This is a genomic window from Pedobacter nutrimenti (genome assembly GCF_032678445.1).
GTDB classification, from domain to species: domain Bacteria; phylum Bacteroidota; class Bacteroidia; order Sphingobacteriales; family Sphingobacteriaceae; genus Pedobacter; species Pedobacter nutrimenti_A.
In genome coordinates, this window is the sequence record NZ_JAVTSQ010000008.1 from 356,017 (window position 1) to 376,162 (window position 20,146).

Annotated in this window: 16 protein-coding genes and 1 riboswitch; of the genes, 2 read left to right on the forward strand and 14 right to left on the reverse strand. The window is 41.4% G+C overall.

Going from position 1 to position 20,146, the window contains the following annotated elements; genetic code table 11:
- Positions 1-2: 2 nt before the first annotated feature.
- From R2S08_RS16600 to R2S08_RS16660, 13 genes are all read right to left on the reverse strand, one after another.
- Positions 3-773: a thiazole synthase gene (locus R2S08_RS16600; protein WP_316836199.1), complete on the reverse strand. Its 771-nt coding sequence runs from the start codon at positions 771-773 to the stop codon at positions 3-5.
- On the reverse strand, positions 748-1,398 hold the full coding sequence (locus R2S08_RS16605) for a thiamine phosphate synthase (RefSeq protein WP_316836200.1): 651 nt from the start codon (positions 1,396-1,398) through the stop codon (positions 748-750). Before R2S08_RS16605 ends, R2S08_RS16600 begins: the two co-directional genes overlap by 26 nt.
- Positions 1,391-2,140, reverse strand: coding sequence for a hydroxymethylpyrimidine/phosphomethylpyrimidine kinase (locus R2S08_RS16610; protein WP_316836201.1), 750 nt, complete (start codon positions 2,138-2,140; stop codon positions 1,391-1,393). The genes R2S08_RS16605 and R2S08_RS16610 overlap by 8 nt, the downstream gene beginning before the upstream one ends.
- The gene (locus R2S08_RS16615; RefSeq protein WP_316836202.1) at positions 2,119-2,715 is read right to left on the reverse strand and encodes a thiamine phosphate synthase; all 597 of its coding nucleotides are present in this window, start codon (positions 2,713-2,715) and stop codon (positions 2,119-2,121) included. Before R2S08_RS16615 ends, R2S08_RS16610 begins: the two co-directional genes overlap by 22 nt.
- Positions 2,715-4,511, reverse strand: coding sequence for a phosphomethylpyrimidine synthase ThiC (gene thiC, locus R2S08_RS16620; protein ID WP_316836203.1), 1,797 nt, complete (start codon positions 4,509-4,511; stop codon positions 2,715-2,717). Before thiC ends, R2S08_RS16615 begins: the two co-directional genes overlap by 1 nt.
- Before the next feature lie 3 nt (positions 4,512-4,514).
- Positions 4,515-4,718: a sulfur carrier protein ThiS gene (gene thiS, locus R2S08_RS16625; protein WP_133779459.1), complete on the reverse strand. Its 204-nt coding sequence runs from the start codon at positions 4,716-4,718 to the stop codon at positions 4,515-4,517.
- Between the two features lie 55 nt (positions 4,719-4,773).
- Positions 4,774-4,862, reverse strand: a riboswitch (TPP riboswitch).
- Between the two features lie 481 nt (positions 4,863-5,343).
- Entirely contained in the window at positions 5,344-6,843 is a 1,500-nt protein-coding gene (locus tag R2S08_RS16630; protein WP_316836204.1) for a RagB/SusD family nutrient uptake outer membrane protein, read from the reverse strand.
- Positions 6,844-6,863: 20 nt separating this feature from the next.
- Complete coding sequence (locus R2S08_RS16635; protein WP_316836205.1) at positions 6,864-9,947, reverse strand: TonB-dependent receptor; 3,084 nt, start codon at positions 9,945-9,947, stop codon at positions 6,864-6,866.
- A 384-nt stretch (positions 9,948-10,331) separates the two neighbouring features.
- Positions 10,332-11,225 (reverse strand): MBL fold metallo-hydrolase, encoded by an 894-nt coding sequence (locus tag R2S08_RS16640; protein ID WP_316836206.1) that lies wholly within the window; start codon positions 11,223-11,225, stop codon positions 10,332-10,334.
- A 20-nt stretch (positions 11,226-11,245) separates the two neighbouring features.
- Positions 11,246-11,881: a DsbA family protein gene (locus tag R2S08_RS16645; RefSeq protein ID WP_316836207.1), complete on the reverse strand. Its 636-nt coding sequence runs from the start codon at positions 11,879-11,881 to the stop codon at positions 11,246-11,248.
- A gap of 78 nt (positions 11,882-11,959) precedes the next feature.
- Positions 11,960-12,541, reverse strand: coding sequence for a Crp/Fnr family transcriptional regulator (locus R2S08_RS16650; protein ID WP_316836208.1), 582 nt, complete (start codon positions 12,539-12,541; stop codon positions 11,960-11,962).
- Between the two features lie 31 nt (positions 12,542-12,572).
- Positions 12,573-13,358 (reverse strand): murein L,D-transpeptidase catalytic domain family protein, encoded by a 786-nt coding sequence (locus R2S08_RS16655; RefSeq protein WP_316836209.1) that lies wholly within the window; start codon positions 13,356-13,358, stop codon positions 12,573-12,575.
- Between the two features lie 147 nt (positions 13,359-13,505).
- Entirely contained in the window at positions 13,506-16,130 is a 2,625-nt protein-coding gene (locus tag R2S08_RS16660) for an MGH1-like glycoside hydrolase domain-containing protein (RefSeq protein WP_316836210.1), read from the reverse strand.
- Between the two features lie 137 nt (positions 16,131-16,267).
- On the opposite strand from R2S08_RS16660, the gene R2S08_RS16665 reads away from it, so the two are divergent.
- Both R2S08_RS16665 and R2S08_RS16670 read left to right on the forward strand, forming a co-directional pair.
- Positions 16,268-18,133, forward strand: a complete 1,866-nt coding sequence (locus R2S08_RS16665; RefSeq protein WP_133778065.1) for a beta-galactosidase — start codon at positions 16,268-16,270, stop codon at positions 18,131-18,133.
- Between the two features lie 16 nt (positions 18,134-18,149).
- Positions 18,150-19,427, forward strand: coding sequence for a hypothetical protein (locus R2S08_RS16670; protein ID WP_316836211.1), 1,278 nt, complete (start codon positions 18,150-18,152; stop codon positions 19,425-19,427).
- A 4-nt stretch (positions 19,428-19,431) separates the two neighbouring features.
- Here the strand turns inward: R2S08_RS16670 and R2S08_RS16675 are convergent, their stop codons facing one another.
- Positions 19,432-20,133, reverse strand: coding sequence for a hypothetical protein (locus R2S08_RS16675; protein ID WP_316836212.1), 702 nt, complete (start codon positions 20,131-20,133; stop codon positions 19,432-19,434).
- Between the last annotated feature and the right edge of the window lie 13 nt (positions 20,134-20,146).

Sequence of the window (20,146 nt, forward strand, 5' to 3'; positions counted from 1 at the left end):
ATCTAAAAATTTAAAAAGGAGGTAAGTGGACTACTGGCCTGTGCCTGTTGCCGGGTTGTTGCCAGCTGTGCCTCAAAGGCAGTTCTTCCAGCTTCTACAGCCAGCTTGAAAGCATGGGCCATTGCTACCGGATTTCTGGAGCTGGCAATGGCCGTATTTACCAATACCGCATCTGCACCAAGTTCCATCGCTTTTGCTGCATCTGAGGGTGCTCCAATGCCTGCATCGATCACGACTGGTACTTTGCTTTGTTCTATAATAATCTCCAGAAAATCCTGTGTCCTTAACCCCTTGTTTGTGCCTATTGGAGAGCCTAATGGCATTACAGCAGCTGTGCCCGCGTCCTCCAGTTGCTTGCAAAGTACCGGATCTGCGTGGATGTAAGGAAGTACAATGAATCCGAGCTTGGCAAGCTCTTCCGTCGCCTTTAAGGTTTCAACTGCGTCTGGGAGCAGATATTTAGGATCTGGATGAATCTCCAGTTTAAGCCAGTTGGTTTCCAGTGCTTCCCGGGCCAGCTGTGCAGCAAATATAGCCTCTTTTGCATTTCTTGCTCCAGATGTATTTGGTAATATATTGATATGTTTATGTTTAAGTGAGTTAATTAAAGTGTCTGTTTCGGTGTTGAGGTCTACTCTTTTTAACGCTACTGTAACCAATTCACTTTGAGAAGCCAGTACTGCCGCTTCCATTTCTTCAGTTGAACCAAATTTCCCTGTTCCAAGAAATAACCTGGATTTGAATTCTTTACCTGCTATATTCAAGTGTTTCATTTGTTTTTTTTCTAAGGATGTTCATTAATTCTATTGGTTTTGGATGATGGTTGAGCAGGCCTGAAAATGCGATTCCATAGACGCCAGTGTGCATTAGGTCTTCGATGTCTTCCGGCTGGATGCCACCAATGGCGTAAACGGGAGGGTGCTCGACATTCAGCTCTTTGAGCCGGATGAACAGCTTCTGATAGCCAGTCAGTCCGAGAATAGGACTGAGTTTTTCTTTAGTGGATGTATATCTGTACGGGCCCAGACCTATATAGTCGCAGCCTTCAGCAATGCGCTGCAGTAAGTCATCAACTGTGTTTGCTGTGCCACCAATAATTTTATGCGCTCCTAACAAAGCCCGGGCTTCTTTAACAGGGCTGTCCGTTAGTCCAAGGTGTACGCCATGGGCATCGGTAAGGAGGGCAACTCTGGGGTGGTCGTTAATGATCAGTGTTACTTCCGGATAGCTGGAAATTATTTTCCTGGTCTGTTCAGCGAGTTGCAATACTTCTGATTCCGTTCTGTTTTTATACCTGATCTGTATCCAGTTGCAGCCAGAATCTAAAGCTTTACTGACGTTGAGTAATTGTGTCTCCTGATTTTCTCCATCGGAAATGTACATGAGTTTTTTAAGCATGGTAGGCTAGTAAATTAAGGTTGCTGTTTAGTGCTTTTTCAATGTAATTTTTTGCTTCAGAACATGCCTGGTAAAGATCTAATTTACAGGATGTATTAGCAGCTATTGCTGAAGATAGTATACAGCCTGATCCATGTTTCTGAGGTAAGTCTTGCTTTGCTGAATAAAGCGGGATAATATCTTTTAAAGTATACAGCAGGTCAGTCCCCCGGTGGATCATGGAGTGTCCGCCTTTAAGCAGGACATTACAGTGCTTGCTCAATTGGACCGCAGCTTTCTGTTCATCGGTAATTCCGGTTAGAAACCGTGCTTCAGTTGTATTTGGGCATAGTAGGTATATTTGACTAAGAACCTCTTGGAGCAGAACGTCATTAGGGCTGTCCATAAAAGAAAATCCGCTGGATGCTGATGCAACGGGATCCCAGATCAGTTTAACGTTTGGTAACTGTAATCTCAGCCAGTTAACCAGGTTACGAAGAAGTATGAGGTCTTTTATGATTCCGATTTTGATCACTTCGATCTTATACTGCTCCAGTAGTGGCATGATTTGTTCTTGTATCTGAACCAGGGGTATCCAATTCATTCCGACAAACCTGTTCTCCGTCTGATAGGTCAGGGCAGAAGCTACCCCAAAGCCAAGGCACTTGTGCTGTTCAAAGGTCTTTATATCTGCCAGGATTCCCGCTCCTCCGGAAGGGTCGAGGCCCGCAATGCTCATGACTATTGGTCTGCTGTATTCCATTCTTTTTTTAATAATTGATAAGCGGCTAGCGGATCCTCCTGCTGCCATAAATAACCCATTATTGCGGCCCCGTAAAAGCCATATTCCTGTGTTTTTAACCCATTACCTGGAGTTATACCGCCGATTCCGTATATTTTAATTACATTATTATTCAGTTGTTTAGGGTGGTTTCTGTGATTCATTGCTTTATATTCGGTTTTGCTGATGCTATCGAATACAGGTCCCATCAATAGATAGTCGAAACAAGATAGATCCTGGGCAAAATCTTTAAGGTAATGAACGGAAGTGGAGTAGATCTGTCCTTTTAATTTAGGCTGGATAACACTTTCTGTTCTCTGTTTTTCCGGGTAGTGAAACCTGTAGATTCCAAACTCATCAGCAACTGAATGATGCTGGTGCAAGGCAATTTTTTGATGGTGTTCCGGTTTGATTTCTTTTAGCAATTTTCTGTATTCTATTTCTGTGTATTCTGGTTTTCGTAAATGAAGTACCAGAAGCCCCTCATCAAAAAGCTCATTTAAAATTTCCGGTTCCCTTTTAAAAGGAACCGGATTGGAAACCACAATCATTTCCATTAGGAATAGATTTGGCTGCCTTGCATTTTAAACTCCTCGGCTTTTTCAAACAGTCCGCTGGCCGCAGAATCCCTGATTTCCTGGGTAATCTTCATCGAACAGAATTTGGGCCCGCACATGGAGCAAAAGTGTGCAATCTTTGCACCTTCAGCGGGTAGTGTTTCATCATGAAACTCACGTGCAGTATCCGGATCCAGGGAAAGATTAAACTGGTCTTCCCAGCGGAACTCAAATCTGGCCTTACTTAAGGCATTGTCTCTGTACTGGGCACCTGGATGGCCTTTTGCGAGGTCTGCGGCATGTGCAGCCAGTTTATAGGTGATCACCCCATCTTTAACATCCTTTTTATTGGGTAAACCCAGGTGTTCTTTTGGTGTTACATAACACAACATGGCTGTACCAAACCAGCCAATCATTGCTGCCCCGATTGCTGAAGTGATGTGGTCATATCCGGGTGCGATATCTGTAGTTAGAGGGCCTAAAGTATAGAATGGTGCTTCATGACATTCTTTGAGTTGTTTGTCCATGTTTTCTTTGATCAGGTGCATTGGTACATGCCCTGGACCTTCTACCATCACCTGTACATCATACTTCCAGGCTATTTTTGTCAATTCGCCAAGGGTTTCCAATTCTGCAAACTGAGCAGCATCATTAGCATCCGCTATAGAGCCCGGACGAAGACCATCACCTAATGAAAAGGCAACATCATATTGCTGCATGATCTTGCAGATGTCTTCAAAGTGTGTATACAAGAAATTTTCTTTGTGGTGTGCCAGGCACCATTTGGCCATAATACTTCCTCCACGGGAAACAATACCTGTAACGCGTTTGGCGGTCAATGGAATGTATCTGAGGAGTACACCTGCGTGGATGGTGAAATAGGATACCCCTTGTTCTGCTTGTTCAATCAAGGTATCTCTGAAGAGTTCCCAGGTCAGATCTTCGGCTTTACCATTTACCTTTTCCAGCGCCTGATAGATAGGTACGGTGCCAATTGGGACAGGAGAGTTTCGGATGATCCACTCGCGGGTTTCATGGATGTTTTTACCTGTGGAAAGGTCCATGATGGTATCTGCACCCCATCTGCAGGCCCAAACTGCTTTATCTACTTCCTCATCAATAGTAGAGGTTACGGCACTGTTTCCAATGTTAGCATTGATTTTTACCAGGAAGTTGCGGCCAATAATCATAGGTTCGCTTTCCGGGTGGTTGATATTGTTTGGAATGATGGCCCGTCCGGCTGCAACTTCGTCCCTTACAAATTCAGGTGTTATGAAGCCTTTGGGTGTATTGGCACCGAAACTGTGTCCTGGATGTTGGGTGCTGAGCATTTCGGTGCTTTCTGCAAACTGTCCTTCCATTTCGTTGATCAGCTGATTCTCCCTGATGGCAATGTATTCCATTTCCGGGGTAATAATACCCTGCTTTGCATAATGAAGTTGTGTAACATTACAGCCTTCTTTAGCACGCATGGGTTTTTGTATATGCTCAAATCTCAGATGGTCAAGCTCTGGGTTTTCTTTTCTTTCTTTCCCATAAACCGAACTTACAGCGCCAAGTTGTTCTACATCATTTCTTTGCAGGATCCATGCTTCTCTTAAACGGGGAAGCCCTTTTTTGATGTCAATCTCGATTTCATCATCAGTATAGGCACCGCTCGTATCGTAAACAGTAACCGGTGCATTTAATTCTATACCGCCGTTGTGAAGTTTTGTTTCCGAAAGGGAAATCTGGCGCATGGCCACTTTAATGTCGTGGTGCTGCCCACTAACATAGATTTTCTTAGAATTGTTCATCTTTTAACCTCCTTGTGTTGCTTTAATGATCAGAATGTCGTCGTTTGCTTTGAGCTGATAGCTTTCGTACAGCGATTTTTGGATCACGGAGTTGTTCACCGCGACGGCTGTACCGTTTTGTTTATCGCCGAGATGGCTGAAAACAATGTTTTGCAAAGTAGTATGCTCTGCAATTTCTTTTTCCTGGTTGTTGATTTTTATTTTCATTCCTGTTCAGATTACTACTTTAGGAATGAAATAGATGTGTTTGATTAAACACATGCAGATCCATTTTACTTTTCCCTTCGGCGGTACTAACCGCATCAGGTTCAAAGGGTATTTCTCAGCACTAAGGCACCCCTAAAGTTTCGGGGGCCAATATAAGAAAAAATGTTAAGCTTGTTGGAAAAAATCAAATTACTCGTCGAGGACTGGACTCCTTGCCTCGCTGCGCTCTTGTGGCAAGGCGCCCTGAGGTCCTCTCGGAGTAATATTGATTTTTTATATGGCGCTTAGCAAAGGGGGGCAGTCCGGGCATGGCGCAGATGAGTTTATTGGATAGTGTTTATTTTTTACTCGATAGGAGATGAGTGAGAATTATAAACCTAGATCTGCACTATGTATGGACTTAACTCTTTGCTCGGATCACCTCTTTCCTCTGCAATTTGCTACGAAAAATTCTCGTACGCTGCGGAAAGACCTCAGAGATCTGCGGCTTCTTCAGCCGCCTGATATCGTTAGTCTTGAAGCAGCTGTACAGAATTTTTCGAACAATTCACCCACCTTCCTTTATTTATAAAAAAGGCCAGATCACGATTAGTGATCCAGCCTTTTACAGATTGTTATTAAACTTCTATTTATTGATGTTAGGATTGGTATTCAATTCAGATTGAGGGATATTAAATAAATAGTAAGGGCTATTTGGTTTAAATGCTGTTCCATCCGGGAATTTAAGTGTCGTGTGCTGTTTAGCTGCTACGGTTTTGGTACTGCCGTCTGGAGTAGTCACTACAACCTGTATAGGATTACCACTGGCATCGTTGTAAGGAAGTCTTACCAATGCAGATTGAGTCCTTAAGATATCAGACAAGGCAAAGCCTTCGCCCCACAATTCCTTTCTTCTTTCCACCAGGATCGCTGCAATCACATCTTCCTTGGTTTTTGTGCCCAAAACAAATAAATCGGCATTTCTTGCACTTCTAAGCTCATTCAAGTACTGTACAGCACCTTGCAAATCGGAATTCCTGGCCAGGCCCTCTGCCTGAATAAGGGTCATTTCAGAAGAGCGCATCAGCACAATATCCCCAGTTTGATCAGCACGGAACTTAAATTTAGCATAACGGAGATAGCCCTCCCGGCTTGGCAAACCATCCCACGAAAATAATTTAGTTCTAATGTCATTTTGATCAAACAAAGATTTGAAGTTAGGATCAGCCATAAAACTATAATAATAAGAAGAAGAGGAGCTTACATCTAAAAAGTTAAAAGTGTAGCTCTCTGTGCTCTGGTCGGGTTTTTGACCATGCCCCCAAATCCATTCGTCATTTGTTAAGTCGTTAAAGCCATTGTAATACGCCGCTGCCGTCATATAGGAATAGTTTTTTCTCGCAGCAGCCGCTTTTTCAGCAGCCAGCGCCCAATTACCCATGTTCAAATAAGTCCGGGCCTGCAATCCATGCACTACATCAATATTGATTTTGTATTTTACCGGTCTGGAATAGTTGGCCAGTAAAGTTTCTGCCTGGTTCAGGTCTGCGGTGATCAATTTATAAACCTCTTCTAAAGTAGATTTAGGTTTACCTTGGGTATTGGCTTCTGTTGGCGTAGTATAAATCGGTACAGCTTTTGCCTGAGGGTCTTTAAGATAGGAGAACTGGTAATAGGTAGCCAGGTTTAAATAGCTGTTTGCTCTGAGTGCCAGCGCCTGTCCTTTTACCTGTGCCTTTTTCTCTGCTGATCCACTTGCTGCATCTATTTTAGTAATGATGTTGTTGCAATTGTCAATAACCTTGTACATAATGGTCCAGATCGCATTTAAACGGGTCTGGTTTGTAGACAATGTAAACTGATAGGCGTCTCTGTAGCCGTATTTATTGGTAATGATCGCCACGTCCCCGCCCATCGCATCACTGGTTCTCAGAATGGTACTGTAACCAGGATTGGCATAGGTGAAATAGGTATCGTTCATATAGGCCCAGGTACCGTTCAAAACCGTTTCAATATTGTCTACATCACCGTAGATCAAGCTTGCAGAAACAGCATTGGTAGGTGTAGTGGTGAGTTCCTTCTTGCAACTGCTAACGCCGACTAGAAGAGCGGAGAGCAATAAAGGGGTAAGTATGTTGAGTTTCATTTTATAAAAATTAAGATCCATTAAAAAGTTAAGTTCACACCGGCAGAGTAGGTACGAATGGCTGGGTAGCGGTAATAAGTAGCGCCCTGAATGGTCTGTTCCGGATCCATGCCTTTATGCCCGTAGAAAGTAAGCAGGTTCTCTCCGGTCAGGAAAAATTTTAGGTTGTCGATACCGATTTTATTGGAAACCGATTTAGGTAGCTTATAACTCAGGTTTACATTTTTTAAACGCGCGTAAGTGGCACTGTATAGGAAACGTGTGGATGCCTGTGTCCATCCAAGATTATCTGTGGTTAAGCGGGGCACGTTCGTGTTGGGGTTTTCAGGCGTCCAGTGATTGAGCATTTCTACAGACCATGCTGCTCCAGGATTGCTTCCGTTTTGCATTAGAGAAACATAATCATTGTCTAGGATCTTGCCGCCAATACTGTAAGACAATAAGGCCGAAAGTTCAAATTGCTTGTAGGTAAATGTATTTGTAAAACCACCGGTAAGTGTTGGCAGTGAGCTGTCCTGTATATATTGGGTCGCTTTACTGTAATCATTGGTGGTTACTTTCTGGCCATTACTATTTGTCGTGTACCAGAGTGGATTTCCATTGGCCGGATCAACGCCAGCCCATTCCCGAAGATAAAAATCATATATTGAACCTCCGATACGCAGCATTTTGTTTCCGGAAATAATGTTGTTTTGTGGAAGATCGGTAATGGTATTTTTATAATGTGTAGCGTTTAAACTCACTGCCCATCTGAAATTTGGTGTAATTACTGGGATGGCATTGATCTGTACTTCGATACCTGTGTTTTTTAAGGCTCCAATATTGGCATCTATAGAGGTGAAACCTGTTGAGGTCGCCATAGGTTTGCTAAACAGTAAATCCTTAGACCTTCTGTTAAAATATTCTACAGTACCACTAATGCGATCTCTAAAGATCCCAAAATCCAGACCTACATTTAGATTCAAATTGGTTTCCCATTTCAAATCCGGGGTAGCCAGACGTTTGGTTACCAATCCGTTTTCGCCAAGGTTGTTCCTGATGTCATATAAAGGATCATAGGCGTAATAAACACCAATATTGTCATTACCCTGTGCACCATAACTGGTTCTTAAAGTTAAGTTACTCAACCACGGTGTGTCTTTAAGAAAATCTTCTTTAGAAGCTCTCCATGAACCACCAAAAGACCAAAATGTACCCCATCTGCTTTGTGGTGAGAACCTGGAAGAACCGTCGCTTCTGATAGATGCAGACAACAGGTATTTGTTTTGATAATCGTATTCAGCCCTTCCAAGGAAACTCAGTAGGGTATAATCCAGTGCATAGCCACCAAAGCTGTTCAGTTGGGAGGCTGCATCTGGTTCATATAAGCCTGGCAGTACGAAACCTTGTCTGCTGCCGGACATTATTTTTGAGTTGTACTTATAAATCTCCTGGCCAGCCAGCAAGCTCAAATGGTGATCCTGATCAAAGGTTTTTTCATAGGTCAGGATGTTGTTCCAGGTATAAGAGTAGGTCCTGGTAACCGTTCTGTCTACAGAACCCTTGATCTCTGCGCTCTCACCCAGCAATGGGTTAGCATAATAGTTCTCATTTGTATTGGTATAATCTCCGCTGTAGGTGGTTTTGAATTTCAGCTCAGGGAGAATAGTGGCTTCAAGAAAAGTTCTGGCAGACACATTGTCTTTGAAGATCTGATTCTTGTCCAAATCTACGGTTGCGGCCAGATTGCTTCTTGGAATGGCTGCATTTGGGCGGTAAGCACCAAAATCAAAGACTTTATTACCTGCACCATCTAATTTGTAAGATCCGTCGTCATTGCGCTGATATACGGGGTAGAAACTTGGAATTGACCTGGCAAAATTGATCACATTGGCCGTATTGCTGTCTTCAGACATTGGATAGTCTTGCTTGGAATTTGAAGCAGAAATGTTCAAACCTGCTTTAAGCCATTTTTTTGCCTGTGTAGTCAGGTTGACTCTTGCATTGTAACGCTTGAATCCTGATCCTAATGCAATTCCTTTATCATTTAAGTACCCACCAGAGATGTAATATTGGCTTTTTTCATTCCCACCACTAAAGCTCAGGTCGCCCTGCGTTCTCAAAGCGGTTTGCTGCATGGCTTTTTGCCAGCTGTCATTCCATAAAGGAACAGCACCCGGTACTATTTTGCCATCAAGACCTACTGGATTAGGATAATTTGAACCGTAAGGATTAATACCAAGATCCGTTAGGATATTTTTACTGGCTGTTGTACGTGCCTGAGCATCTGTTAAGCCATTGGTGATTTGTTTGTTTTTAAGTGCCAGCCAATAACTTTCAAAATATTGGTCTGTGTTCATTTGCTCATAATCCTTGACCGCTCTGTTGGATAGTCCCTCGGTGAAATTTGCGCTGATCTGTGGCTCTGCAGAATTCTTTCCGGATTTAGTGGTGATGATGATTACACCGTTTGCACCTCTTGATCCATATAAAGCACTGGAAGCTGCATCTTTAAGAATACTGACCGAAGAGATGTCATTCACATTGATAGAGCCAATGTCGCCTGAAAACGGATTACCATCTACAACATATAGCGGATCGCTGGAAGCATTAATAGATCCGATACCCCTGATCCTGATGGTGGCAGTTGTGCCAGGCTGCCCACTTTGAGAGGTGGCCTGCACACCCGGAGCGATTCCCTGAAGGGCGCTGCTGATGTTGCTGACCTGACGGTTTTCCAGTTGTTCACTTTTAATTTGTGATACTGAACCGACATAATTGGCCCGTTTAGCAGTTCCGTAAGCCACCACCACCACTTCATTCAAGGAGTTAGGAGAATTGGCCAGGCTCACGTTCAGCGCGTTTCCTTCGGCCAGAAGTTCTTTGGTTTCGTAGCCCAGATATGAGAATACCAGAGTTTTCTGACCTTCAGGAAGATTCAGATGATAGGCCCCAGACTGGTCTGTCGTTGTTCCTTGTTTAGTTCCTTTAATATAAATGCTAACACCGGGCAGGGGAAGGCCGGTTCCGTTTTCAGTTACTTTTCCGGATATGCCAGTACTTTGCTGAGCATAACTGAACTGAAAACTAAGCAGTAATAAGAATACTGATAAGCTGATTTTCATTGTGATAATTGTTTTTAATGTTGATGAAGCGATCATGTGTTATCCATGATGGGTCCATTGAATTGAATGTTAAAAATTTGGACAATAGAATTCCTTTGGCATATCAATATGCTGTAAGGCAATAATTAAGAAATACTTAGTTGAAGAATTATGTTAGCTATAACAGCTTTGCATACAACAATTCGAATTGGTCTTCTTGTTGGCCAGAGGAGAAACAGTGTTCGGCATCATAGAAAGTAGAATCAAATACATAAAGTCAGTTTTAATAAAATAATAAGCCATGAAAGGTTTAACACTTCCATGGCGCAAAGGTAATTAAATACTACTAAATCTATAGATTATTATAGTTTATGTTTAAAATCTGACAAAAGGAAGAGATTTGGGCTAGTGCCATTCCATTTCTCCGGTATTAACTTTAGCACCCAATTCCAAAGACATGATGGATTTGGCAGCGGGATATAATTTTTTCATAGCAGAAATTAGTCCGGCAGAAGTTTTTTCTTTAGCCAGTTCTTTTTCATACGCCAGGATGTAATTTTTGGTATAGGTAACCGAAGTTGAGTTGAGTGCCGCCCCAGGGCCAAAATGTGAAGGAATTACGATGTTGGGTTTCAGACTGCTGATTTTATCCAGAACAGCCACCCATGCTGCTCTTTTTGCTGCAGTAGCATCATCCGCCAGCCAAACATGAATATTATTTCCAAACACATTGATTCCACCTGCAACGGTCCTTATTGAGGGTATCCACACAAAAGAACGTTCAGGAGATGCTGTTGTATGTAGAATTTCCAGTTTTTTACCCTCAAGTTCTAAATAGTTTGTTTTAAGTGCTTCCGGAAATATAATGGTTGTTGGTGCGGCTGATTTTAACTGAGGTCCCCAAACAGCAAGTTTACCTTTAGCTGTGGCTTTAATGTGTGCTAAGGTTTGTGCAGTCGCATATACAGGAACTTTTGGATAATATTTTCTAAAAACTTCTAAACCAAAGTAGAAATCGGGATCTCCATGACTGATAAAGATAGCTTTGAGTTTTTTGCCGGTTTTCTTCAGTTCAGCAGCAACTTTTTCCGCATCGGGAAGGGTAAACTGTGCGTCGATCAGAATAGCATCCTTCTGGCCACTTACGATAACAGAGCTAAAATCCATGCTGTTTTCAGGTCCATTATATACGGTCAGTCTTAAGGGCTTGGAGTCAATAACCTGGATGTTTTGTGCCTGGCTTTTTCCAAATAAAGCAGTAACAATAGTTAATGCAAATAGAATTGATTTTAATTTCATGGCTTATTGTTTTTTAAAGATTATGAATTTGTTTTGTGGTTTGAAATCAGGGAATTTATCTTTTCCTTCACCTCATTCAGCTCGGAATATCCTTGTTCTATTAAATGGAGATGATTGTCGTCATTTACCAGCAGTGATGGATAGGAGGAGGCATACTGAATGGCGTTATGAAAAGATTCCTGAGTTTTTAAATGCATTTTTTCACTATGGAAAACCTCAAGAAACGCTTGCCGGTCTATTTTAAGCTGGTCGCAAATATTAAGGTAGGTCTCTTCCAGGTTCAGGTCTTTTCCATATAAATACCTGGCTTGTTGCACTGCATACATGAAAGGCACATTATAAGCTTTCCAGCTTTCCTGGACAGTGATGATGGCCCGGGAAGGAATTTCACTGTCGAGCTTAATTTCCTGATGGCCTATGAAGTCAAAGTAGGCCTCTCCAAATGTGGTTCCGGTTAGGCGGGCAATCTGGAGGTCATGTTTCTGGAAATAACTGGCCATTTGCGGAGATTGGATTCTGGAATTCTGTCCGGCCCACATTCCTGCGGGGATAATTTCAAAATCAAACTGGGGGTATGTTTCAAATAAAGCCATTGTGTTGTTGCCGTTTCCGTAACACCAGCCACAGAGTGGATCCATAATATATAAGAGTTTCATACGCTTTGTATTAAATTATAGATACAAAGGTAGATGTCGGATCATTTGGAAAACTTGAACTAGTTCAAGAAATGAAAATCATCTTTTTTTGGCAATCTTTTTCTTGATTTTGCTCATGAATTCCGGAGAGATGCCCAGATAGCCAGCCAGATTTTGCTGAGAAAGCCTTTGTTCCATAAAAGGATATTTACCTATAAATTCCAGGTAGCGTTCATCTGCTGTTTTGCTGATGCTGGAAATCATGCGCCGTTGCAATGCGGTATGGGTTTTCTGAGTCATGATGCGATAGAGTTTTTCAACTTTGGGCAACTCCTCATAAAGCGCATTTTTATAAGGATAGGTAATCAACAGGACTTCACTGTCTTCGAGTGCCTCAATATTCAGTATAGAAGCTGTCTGGTTGGTAAAACTGTCAATGTCTGTGATCCACCATCCTTCGATGGCAAAGTATAATACACTCTCCAGTCCTTTTTCATCAAGATAGTAAATGCGGAAACAACCTTTATTTACGAAACCTTCAAATTTGCAGACCTCACCTGCACGAAGCAGCATTTGTTTCTTCTTTACTTGTTGGAGGTAAAAAGGTGCGCAGAACTGCTCAAATTCGGCATCTGTAAGATGAATATGCTTTTCAATACTTTCCCGAAACAAACTGTACATATGCAGCGCAGATAGATGAAAACAAATATAGCTAAACCGTGTCTAAAACATTCGTTTTTTGTACGGAATTGCTGGCCAGTACAGCCGCTGCATGTTCGTCAAGGTATTTAGACGTATACCGCTGATCGTTTACATTGACAAAGAGTACGGTTTTACCTTCTATAGCATGAATGATAGCAGGAGCAAGATCTGCAGGAACGGCAGGGCATCCCTGGCTTCGTCCAAGTCTTCCAAGGGCATCAATTGTTTCCTGACTAACATAGTCTGCACCGTGGACAACAATGTCTCTTTTGCGTGCATTAGAATTAAAACCTTCATCCATGCCATCAAGTTTTAAAGAAATACCATGTTTGCCATGATACATTTCTCCTGTGACATAAAACCCAATGCTACTTTCCAGAGATTCGCTGCGGTTAGAAAAATGTATGGCCTGGTCAGCTCCGCTACGCTCACCATGTGCTACCCAGGTGTTTAACAGAAGTGTCTTTTTGTTCAGGTCTACAATCCATAGTCTCTTTTTTGTAGAGCTCTGGTCAAAATCAGCGATGCTTAAAATAGATTTTTCACCAGATAGCTTACCTGCGTTTTTAAGATTATAGAAACCTGTGACGGCTTTTTCAAAGACACTCAGTGGTAAGCCGCTTTGTGCCAGTTGTGCGGTCTGGTAAAGATCCTGAATATAAGTACTATATAAAGTGTCGTTTGGTTCACTGTTTGCAGTATAGTGCTTTTTGGTGGTTGCTGGTGTCCAGCTGATCAAAATAAACGCGAATAAAATTAAGATGAATCCGGCTTGTTCTAAAAAGTATTTTCTCATAGGTATCCTCACATTTTCTGCTATGAATCTAAATGTTATTTTTTAAGTAAGCGTGTCTTCAGATGGTCGTGTTTTAAGTTTGTTTAATTTAAGCTATTCTGCAATGGTACAAAAAAAATCTTTTAGAAGTAATTAGTATTTAATGTATTACCTTTCTGTGACTTGGTGGTTCCGGATCAAATTGGCCACTAATGCGGTCCAGCCGGTTTGATGGGAAGCCCCCAATCCTTTGCCGCAGTCTCCGTGAAAATATTCATTAAACAATAGATAATCTTTAAAATAAGGGTCAGTCTGGAATTTTTCATTATCTCCAAAGCAAGCACGCCTGCCTTGATCATCCGATTTAAAAATATGGATTAATCTTTCGCCAAGTTTCATGGCGATCTCCTGCAGGGAAAGTGAATTGCCCGAGCCCGTTGGGTATTCTATTTTAAAATCGTCACTGTAATAATCATGAAAGCGGAGTAAGCTCTGGATGATGAGGTAATTGACTGGCATCCATATTGGACCTCGCCAATTGCTGTTGCCGCCAAACATGCCGCTGTCACTTTCGCCCGGAACATATTTTACAATGAATTGTTCCTTGCCGGCCTGAAAGACATAAGGATTTTCTTCGTAACTTTTAGACAAACTGCGAATCCCAAATTCACTTAGAAATTCAGTTTCATTCAGCATCCGGTACAGGATTCGCTTCATTCTGTGCCCTCTGAGTAAGCTTAACAAGTGTTTGTCGTCGGTACCTTTTTCTGTCCACCGGGAAACCAGGGAAGCCAGTTCAGGCCGATGTTCGAGGAACCACTGCATCCTGGCAGCAAAACCAGGTAGCTTTTTTAAGGTATCGTCTTTGATCACTTCTACAGCAAACAATGGGATCAGGCCAACCATACTCCTCAGTTTCAATTTTACAGATCTTTGGCTGTCCAGAGATAATTCATCATAGAAAAATTCATCTTCCTGATCCCATAAACCCGTATCATCCGGTCCCATGATGTTCATAATGGCTCCAGCGATGTAAAGAAAATGCTCAAAGAACTTGGTCGCCATATCTTCATATACCCGGTTATACAGCGCCAGCTCAAGCGAGATATGCATCATATTCAGAGCATACATGGCCATCCAGCTGGTACCATCTGCCTGTTCAATCTGCATTCCCGAAGGTAGTTTCATACTGCGGTCAAAAATGCCGATGTTGTCCAGCCCAAGAAATCCTCCGGAAAAGATATTGCTTCCATTATGATCCTTGCGGTTAACCCACCAGGTAAAATTGATCAGGAGCTTTTGGAAAACAGCTTCCAGAAAGGGAATATCGGCTTTGCCCTCATTTTTTTGCTGGTCTATTTTATATACCTCCCAGGTAGCCCAGGCATGTACAGGAGGGTTAGTGTCATCAAAATTCCATTCATAGGCTGGTAGCTGCCCGTTAGGATGCATATACCATTCCTTGGTCAGCATCAACAATTGTTGCTTGGCAAAATCTGTATCAACCAGCGCAATGCTTACACAGTGAAAAGCCAGGTCCCAGGAGGCATACCATGGAAATTCCCATTTGTCTGGCATGGAAATCACATCGGCATTGTTCACATGTTTCCAGTTCAGATTACGCGAAGTACTGTGTCCGGAAGGGGGTGCAGGTTCTGCCGGATCTCCTTTGAGCCACTTATTGACGTTATAATCGTAGAACTGTTTGTTCCAGAGCAGCCCGGCAAAAGCCTGTCGTTGAATCAGTTTTTCATCAGCTGAAGGAACCTTGCTTTGAAGAGATTGGTAAAATTGGTCAGTTTCTTGAATGCGCTGTTCGAAAATCTCCTGGAAATCTTGAAAGGGCTTTGCATTTGAATCTTTGCAAAACCGCAGTTGTATTGTTGCAGATCCACCTGCTTCAATTTCAAACTTATAGCAAGCTGCCGCCTTTGTACCTTTGTTCTGCGGATTGACGCAATCTATTTGTCCATTAACAATATATTCATTGATGGCGTCTTTATAGTATTTTTTTCCATCATCGAAATCATACAATCTTACCGTATTGTTCTCGTTTTCTGTAAACAACCATTCAGCTGTACTTTCTGTGTAGAGTGTATACCGGCCCAGAGTTTCCTCCTGAATCTGTAATGCAGAATCATTTACTTTAGAAATAGAGGCCTGTTTGTCGTGGTAACCCCATGACCAGCGGTTTCTGAACCAAAGGGTAGGAAGGATGGACAGAGGGGCGGAAAGCTGGCCTCTGTTATGTGCAGTAATCCTAATCAATATATCCTCTTCCGAAGATTTAGCGTACTCGATAAAAATATCGAAATAATCATTGTTATCGAAAACACCGGTATCTATTAATTCATACTCAACGTCAAATTTGGTTCTGCGGGCATTCTCTTCCAGCAACTCTTCATAAGGAAAAGCCTGTTGCGGATATTTGTACAGCATCTTCATGTATGAATGCGTAGGAGAGGAATCCAAATAGTAAAAAAGTTCCTTTACGTCTTCTCCATGATTGCCCTGGGTGTTGGTTAATCCAAAGAATATCTCTTTAAGGATTTTATCCTTTCCGTTCCAGAAGGCAGGGGCAAAGCATAAAAACTGTTTATTGTCCGAAATCCCTCCAATGCCTTCTTCTCCCCAGCGCCAGGCTTTGCTTCTGGCCATGTCGAAAGTTGTAGCTTGCCAGGCTTCTCCATCTTCGCTATAGTCTTCCCTTACAGTTCCCCATTGTCGATTGGATACATACGGTCCCCATTTTTTCCAGTCTGGCTGGGTTAAGCGTTTTGCTTCCTCCTTCATTGATAGATTAGATTGATGGCTTAAAGGTAAAAAATACTGGGTCAAAGTAAATGAATTGTTATCGTGACAATTATAAAAAAAACAATTAACTTGCATGCTTAATAGATCAAACATAAACCCCTGATATCCTAAATTCAATGAAACATAGTTTTTTTACTTTACTTTTATTTTTATTTTTTGCTTCCGGTGCTCATGCACAAACCAAGCATTCCTTTAAAATTGCAGATGGCCACTTCATTTTAGATGGCAAGCCTGTTCAGATTCACAGCGGTGAAATGCATTATGCCCGTATTCCAAAGCCTTATTGGCGCCATCGTCTAAAAATGATGAAAGCTATGGGCTTAAACGCAGTAGCAACCTATGTGTTTTGGAACTACCATGAAACTGCACCAGGTATATGGGATTTTAAAACCGGGAACCGGGATGTTGCTGAATATATTAAAATTGCACAGGAAGAAGGGCTTTTTGTCATTCTTCGCCCTGGACCATATGTGTGTGCAGAATGGGAATTTGGAGGTTATCCCTGGTTTTTAGAGAAGACACCAGGGATGGTGATCAGGGGAAATAATCCGCAATACCTTGCGGCAACAAAAGCTTATTTTACGGCGCTTTATGGACAGCTAAAGAATCTTTTGGTCACCAATGGCGGTCCGATTGTTATGGTGCAGGGTGAAAATGAATTTGGATCCTATGTATCACAGCGCAAGGATATCTCTTTGGAGGATCATAAAAAATACAGTGCAGCCGTATTTCAGCAGTTAAAAGATGTTGGATTTAATGTGCCTTTCTTTACATCAGACGGTAGCTGGTTGTTTGAAGGCGGTGCTTTGTCAGGTGCTCTTCCAATGGCTAACGGGGAAGATGATGTAGCGAAATTGAAAGAGGTTGTGAATAAATACCATGACGGTAAGGGGCCTTATATGGTAGCAGAATTTTATCCGGGATGGCTAGACCATTGGGCAGAGCCTTTTCCAAAGGTAAAAACTGAAAGTGTGGTAAAACAAACCCAAAAATACCTGGATGGAGAGGTGTCGTTTAACTATTATATGGTTCATGGAGGTACTAATTTTGGCTTTACCTCAGGTGCAAATTATGATAATAAGCACGATATCCAACCCGATCTGACCAGTTATGACTATGATGCTCCAATTAGTGAGGCGGGTTGGGCAACAGATAAATACAATGCATTGAGGGCTTTGCTGAAGAAACCAGAAACACCTGCGGTTCCTGCTCAGATCCCTGTTATTTCCATCCCCGAGATCCGCTTAAGCAAAGCTACAGACCTGGAGGATTTTAAAAATAAGATCAGCCCGGTGAATAACGATACACCTTTAACTTTTGAAGAGCTAAATCAGGGACACGGTTATGTTTTGTACAGCAGAAAGTTTAATCAGCCCATTAGCGGTAAGCTGGAATTGGCCGGACTCAGAGATTATGCATTGGTTTATGTAAATGGTGTTAAAGTAGCAGAACTGAACAGTTATTATAAAAAATATGATTGTGATATAGAGATTCCATTTAATGCAACATTAGATATCCTGGTGGAGAATATGGGTAGGATTAATTATGGTGCAAAGATTATTAACAGTACAAAAGGTATTATTTCTCCAGTTGTGATCAACGGACAAAATATTACAGGTAACTGGGATATGTATAAATTACCTATGGATGTGGCACCAGACCTGGCTAAGTTTAAAAATAGTGCTTCCGCTGGTAAACCTGCCATTTACCAGGGAACTTTTGACCTCAATAAAACAGGAGATACTTTTCTTGATATGCGGGAGTGGGGCAAAGGAATTGTATTTGTGAACGGTATTAATCTGGGCAGATACTGGAGTGTTGGACCACAACAAACCTTATATCTACCAGGATGCTGGCTCAAACAGGGAAAAAATGAAGTCGTGATCTTCGAACAGAAAAATGACGTGATGCATACTGTTTTAAAATCTACTGAAACACCCATTCTGGAAGAGTTAAAGCCAGAGAATGGTTTACCTAAATAAGGTATAAGAATTTCATATGAAAAGATTTTTGTACATCTTTTTGTTCATGTTATGTTATAAATCTGCTTTTTCACAGCATGTATTCCTTTTGGAGAAACCTGCTGATGAAAAAGCAGATTTGTCTTTTAAGAGACCCGAGCCTAGCTTGGTTTTCTTTGGAGAAGATGATGGCAGTCCCGGATTTAAAAAACACAACCAGAATGCCATGAAAATAAATGCATATTTTGGGAGTGCATTTTCAGATTTTACCATATTTAATATAAATACGGGTAAACTTGTCGAATATCACAATACCAGCGGGTGGTTCTTTTTCTATAAACCCCATATAAAAAAAGCTTATGGAATGATTCTCTCTAATGGAAAAGAAGAACCCATTATCATTAGTGATCCTGATTTGTACCTAAAAATAGTAACAGATTATTTGAACATCGGTAACACAGATGCTAAAGTTGGCAAAGCTTCAGATACGGAGAATAATGTAACTGTAAGGGAGGAAATGGCACAGATCATGAAATCGACATTTGTGCCAGATCAGAATTATGCGAAACGACTGATAACAAATGTCAATATTATTCAATATAAGAAGGATTATAAAAGAGAAGAAGAATTTCAGTGTTCCTGCCGAGAAAGACAAATCACAATGTTTAGAGACAGCTTATTAAAGGAAAAGCTACCCGAAAGCACTCAAAACGTATATGATAACCAGCACCAACTCCTGGAAACGAAGAATTTTAAAAACGGGGAAGTTGCTTCGAGTCATAAATACATTCGAAACAAGAACGGTCTGATTGAAAAAATACAGAATGATCTTGGAAACTCCATCAGCTTAACCCAGTTTTTTTATGAGAAAGACAGGTTCCATACTGTTAATATTGAAAATGCAGAAGCCATAAGTTTTGAAACTTTTTATCTAAATGGCCAAATGCAGTGCATACGCAGGCTTTCCAAAAAATCAGATGGTACTGTCGTTTGGGATATTTACTATATCTATGACCAATTTGGGCGGTTGATTCGGGAAAGTCAGGCAGATTGTGAGTCTTTTTATCAATATGATAACAATCAGGATGATGCATATTCCAGTTTTAAGTTTTATACACTTGAGCCAAAAATGCTGAAGTTCAGTGCCAAGATGAGTTGGGATGGGAACAAACAGACCATTGTTGGATTAAACGGGTTTTCAGAGCAAACTTACAGGAGTGTTTCTATAAGAGAAAAGAACTGTAACATCAGAACGTATCAATACGATGGAGATAATAAATTGACCTCTGTTAGTATAACTTCCTGCAAGAACTAATTTCCTAATAATAAATATATCTGGTACTTGTTACCTTTATTTCCTTGCGACCGGGCGTAAAGCCATCCATTCTGGGGATTTCTTTAAAAGGATAGCTGAAGTTTGCAGAACTCGGTTCTGGATCAGGCTTTTCGTCATCGTCGCAATGGTCATAAGTGGTAGATACTTTTACTGTTTTTGTAGAGAAATTGATGTCACACTCGTGATCCGGGCCGCAGTTCATCGAATCATTATAAGTGGAACCAATCAGGAACCAGTCTTCGTTCTGATACCGAAAAATATTCTTCCATATACTGAAATGCTTAGCATTGTGATTAAAAGTCTGTTTAATCCTTAAGGTATTGTTTCTGATCTCCATTTCTAAGGGAACGCCTTCATTTGCAAAGAAACCACAGTCTTCACTATTCCAAAGGACAGAGGAATTCACCTTCCATAGTTTGAGTTTCCCCTGTATGTTTTTGCAAATGTATAATACTCTTTGATAACCCGAATCTTTGGTTTTATGTGTGGTATTGTAAGCATAAACCACTTCCTCTGTGCCGTCCTTGTCCAGATCTCCGTGGGTTTCTGCGATATGGGTATAGCCCTTTCCTGGATGAAAGTCAGGTAGCTCTTGTGCATAGCTCCTAAAGCCTGAAAGAGTTAAAGAAAAAGAACATGCAAGTGTAAGAAATATATATATCTTTGTTTTTATGATAGCAATCATTTTAAGAGGGGTT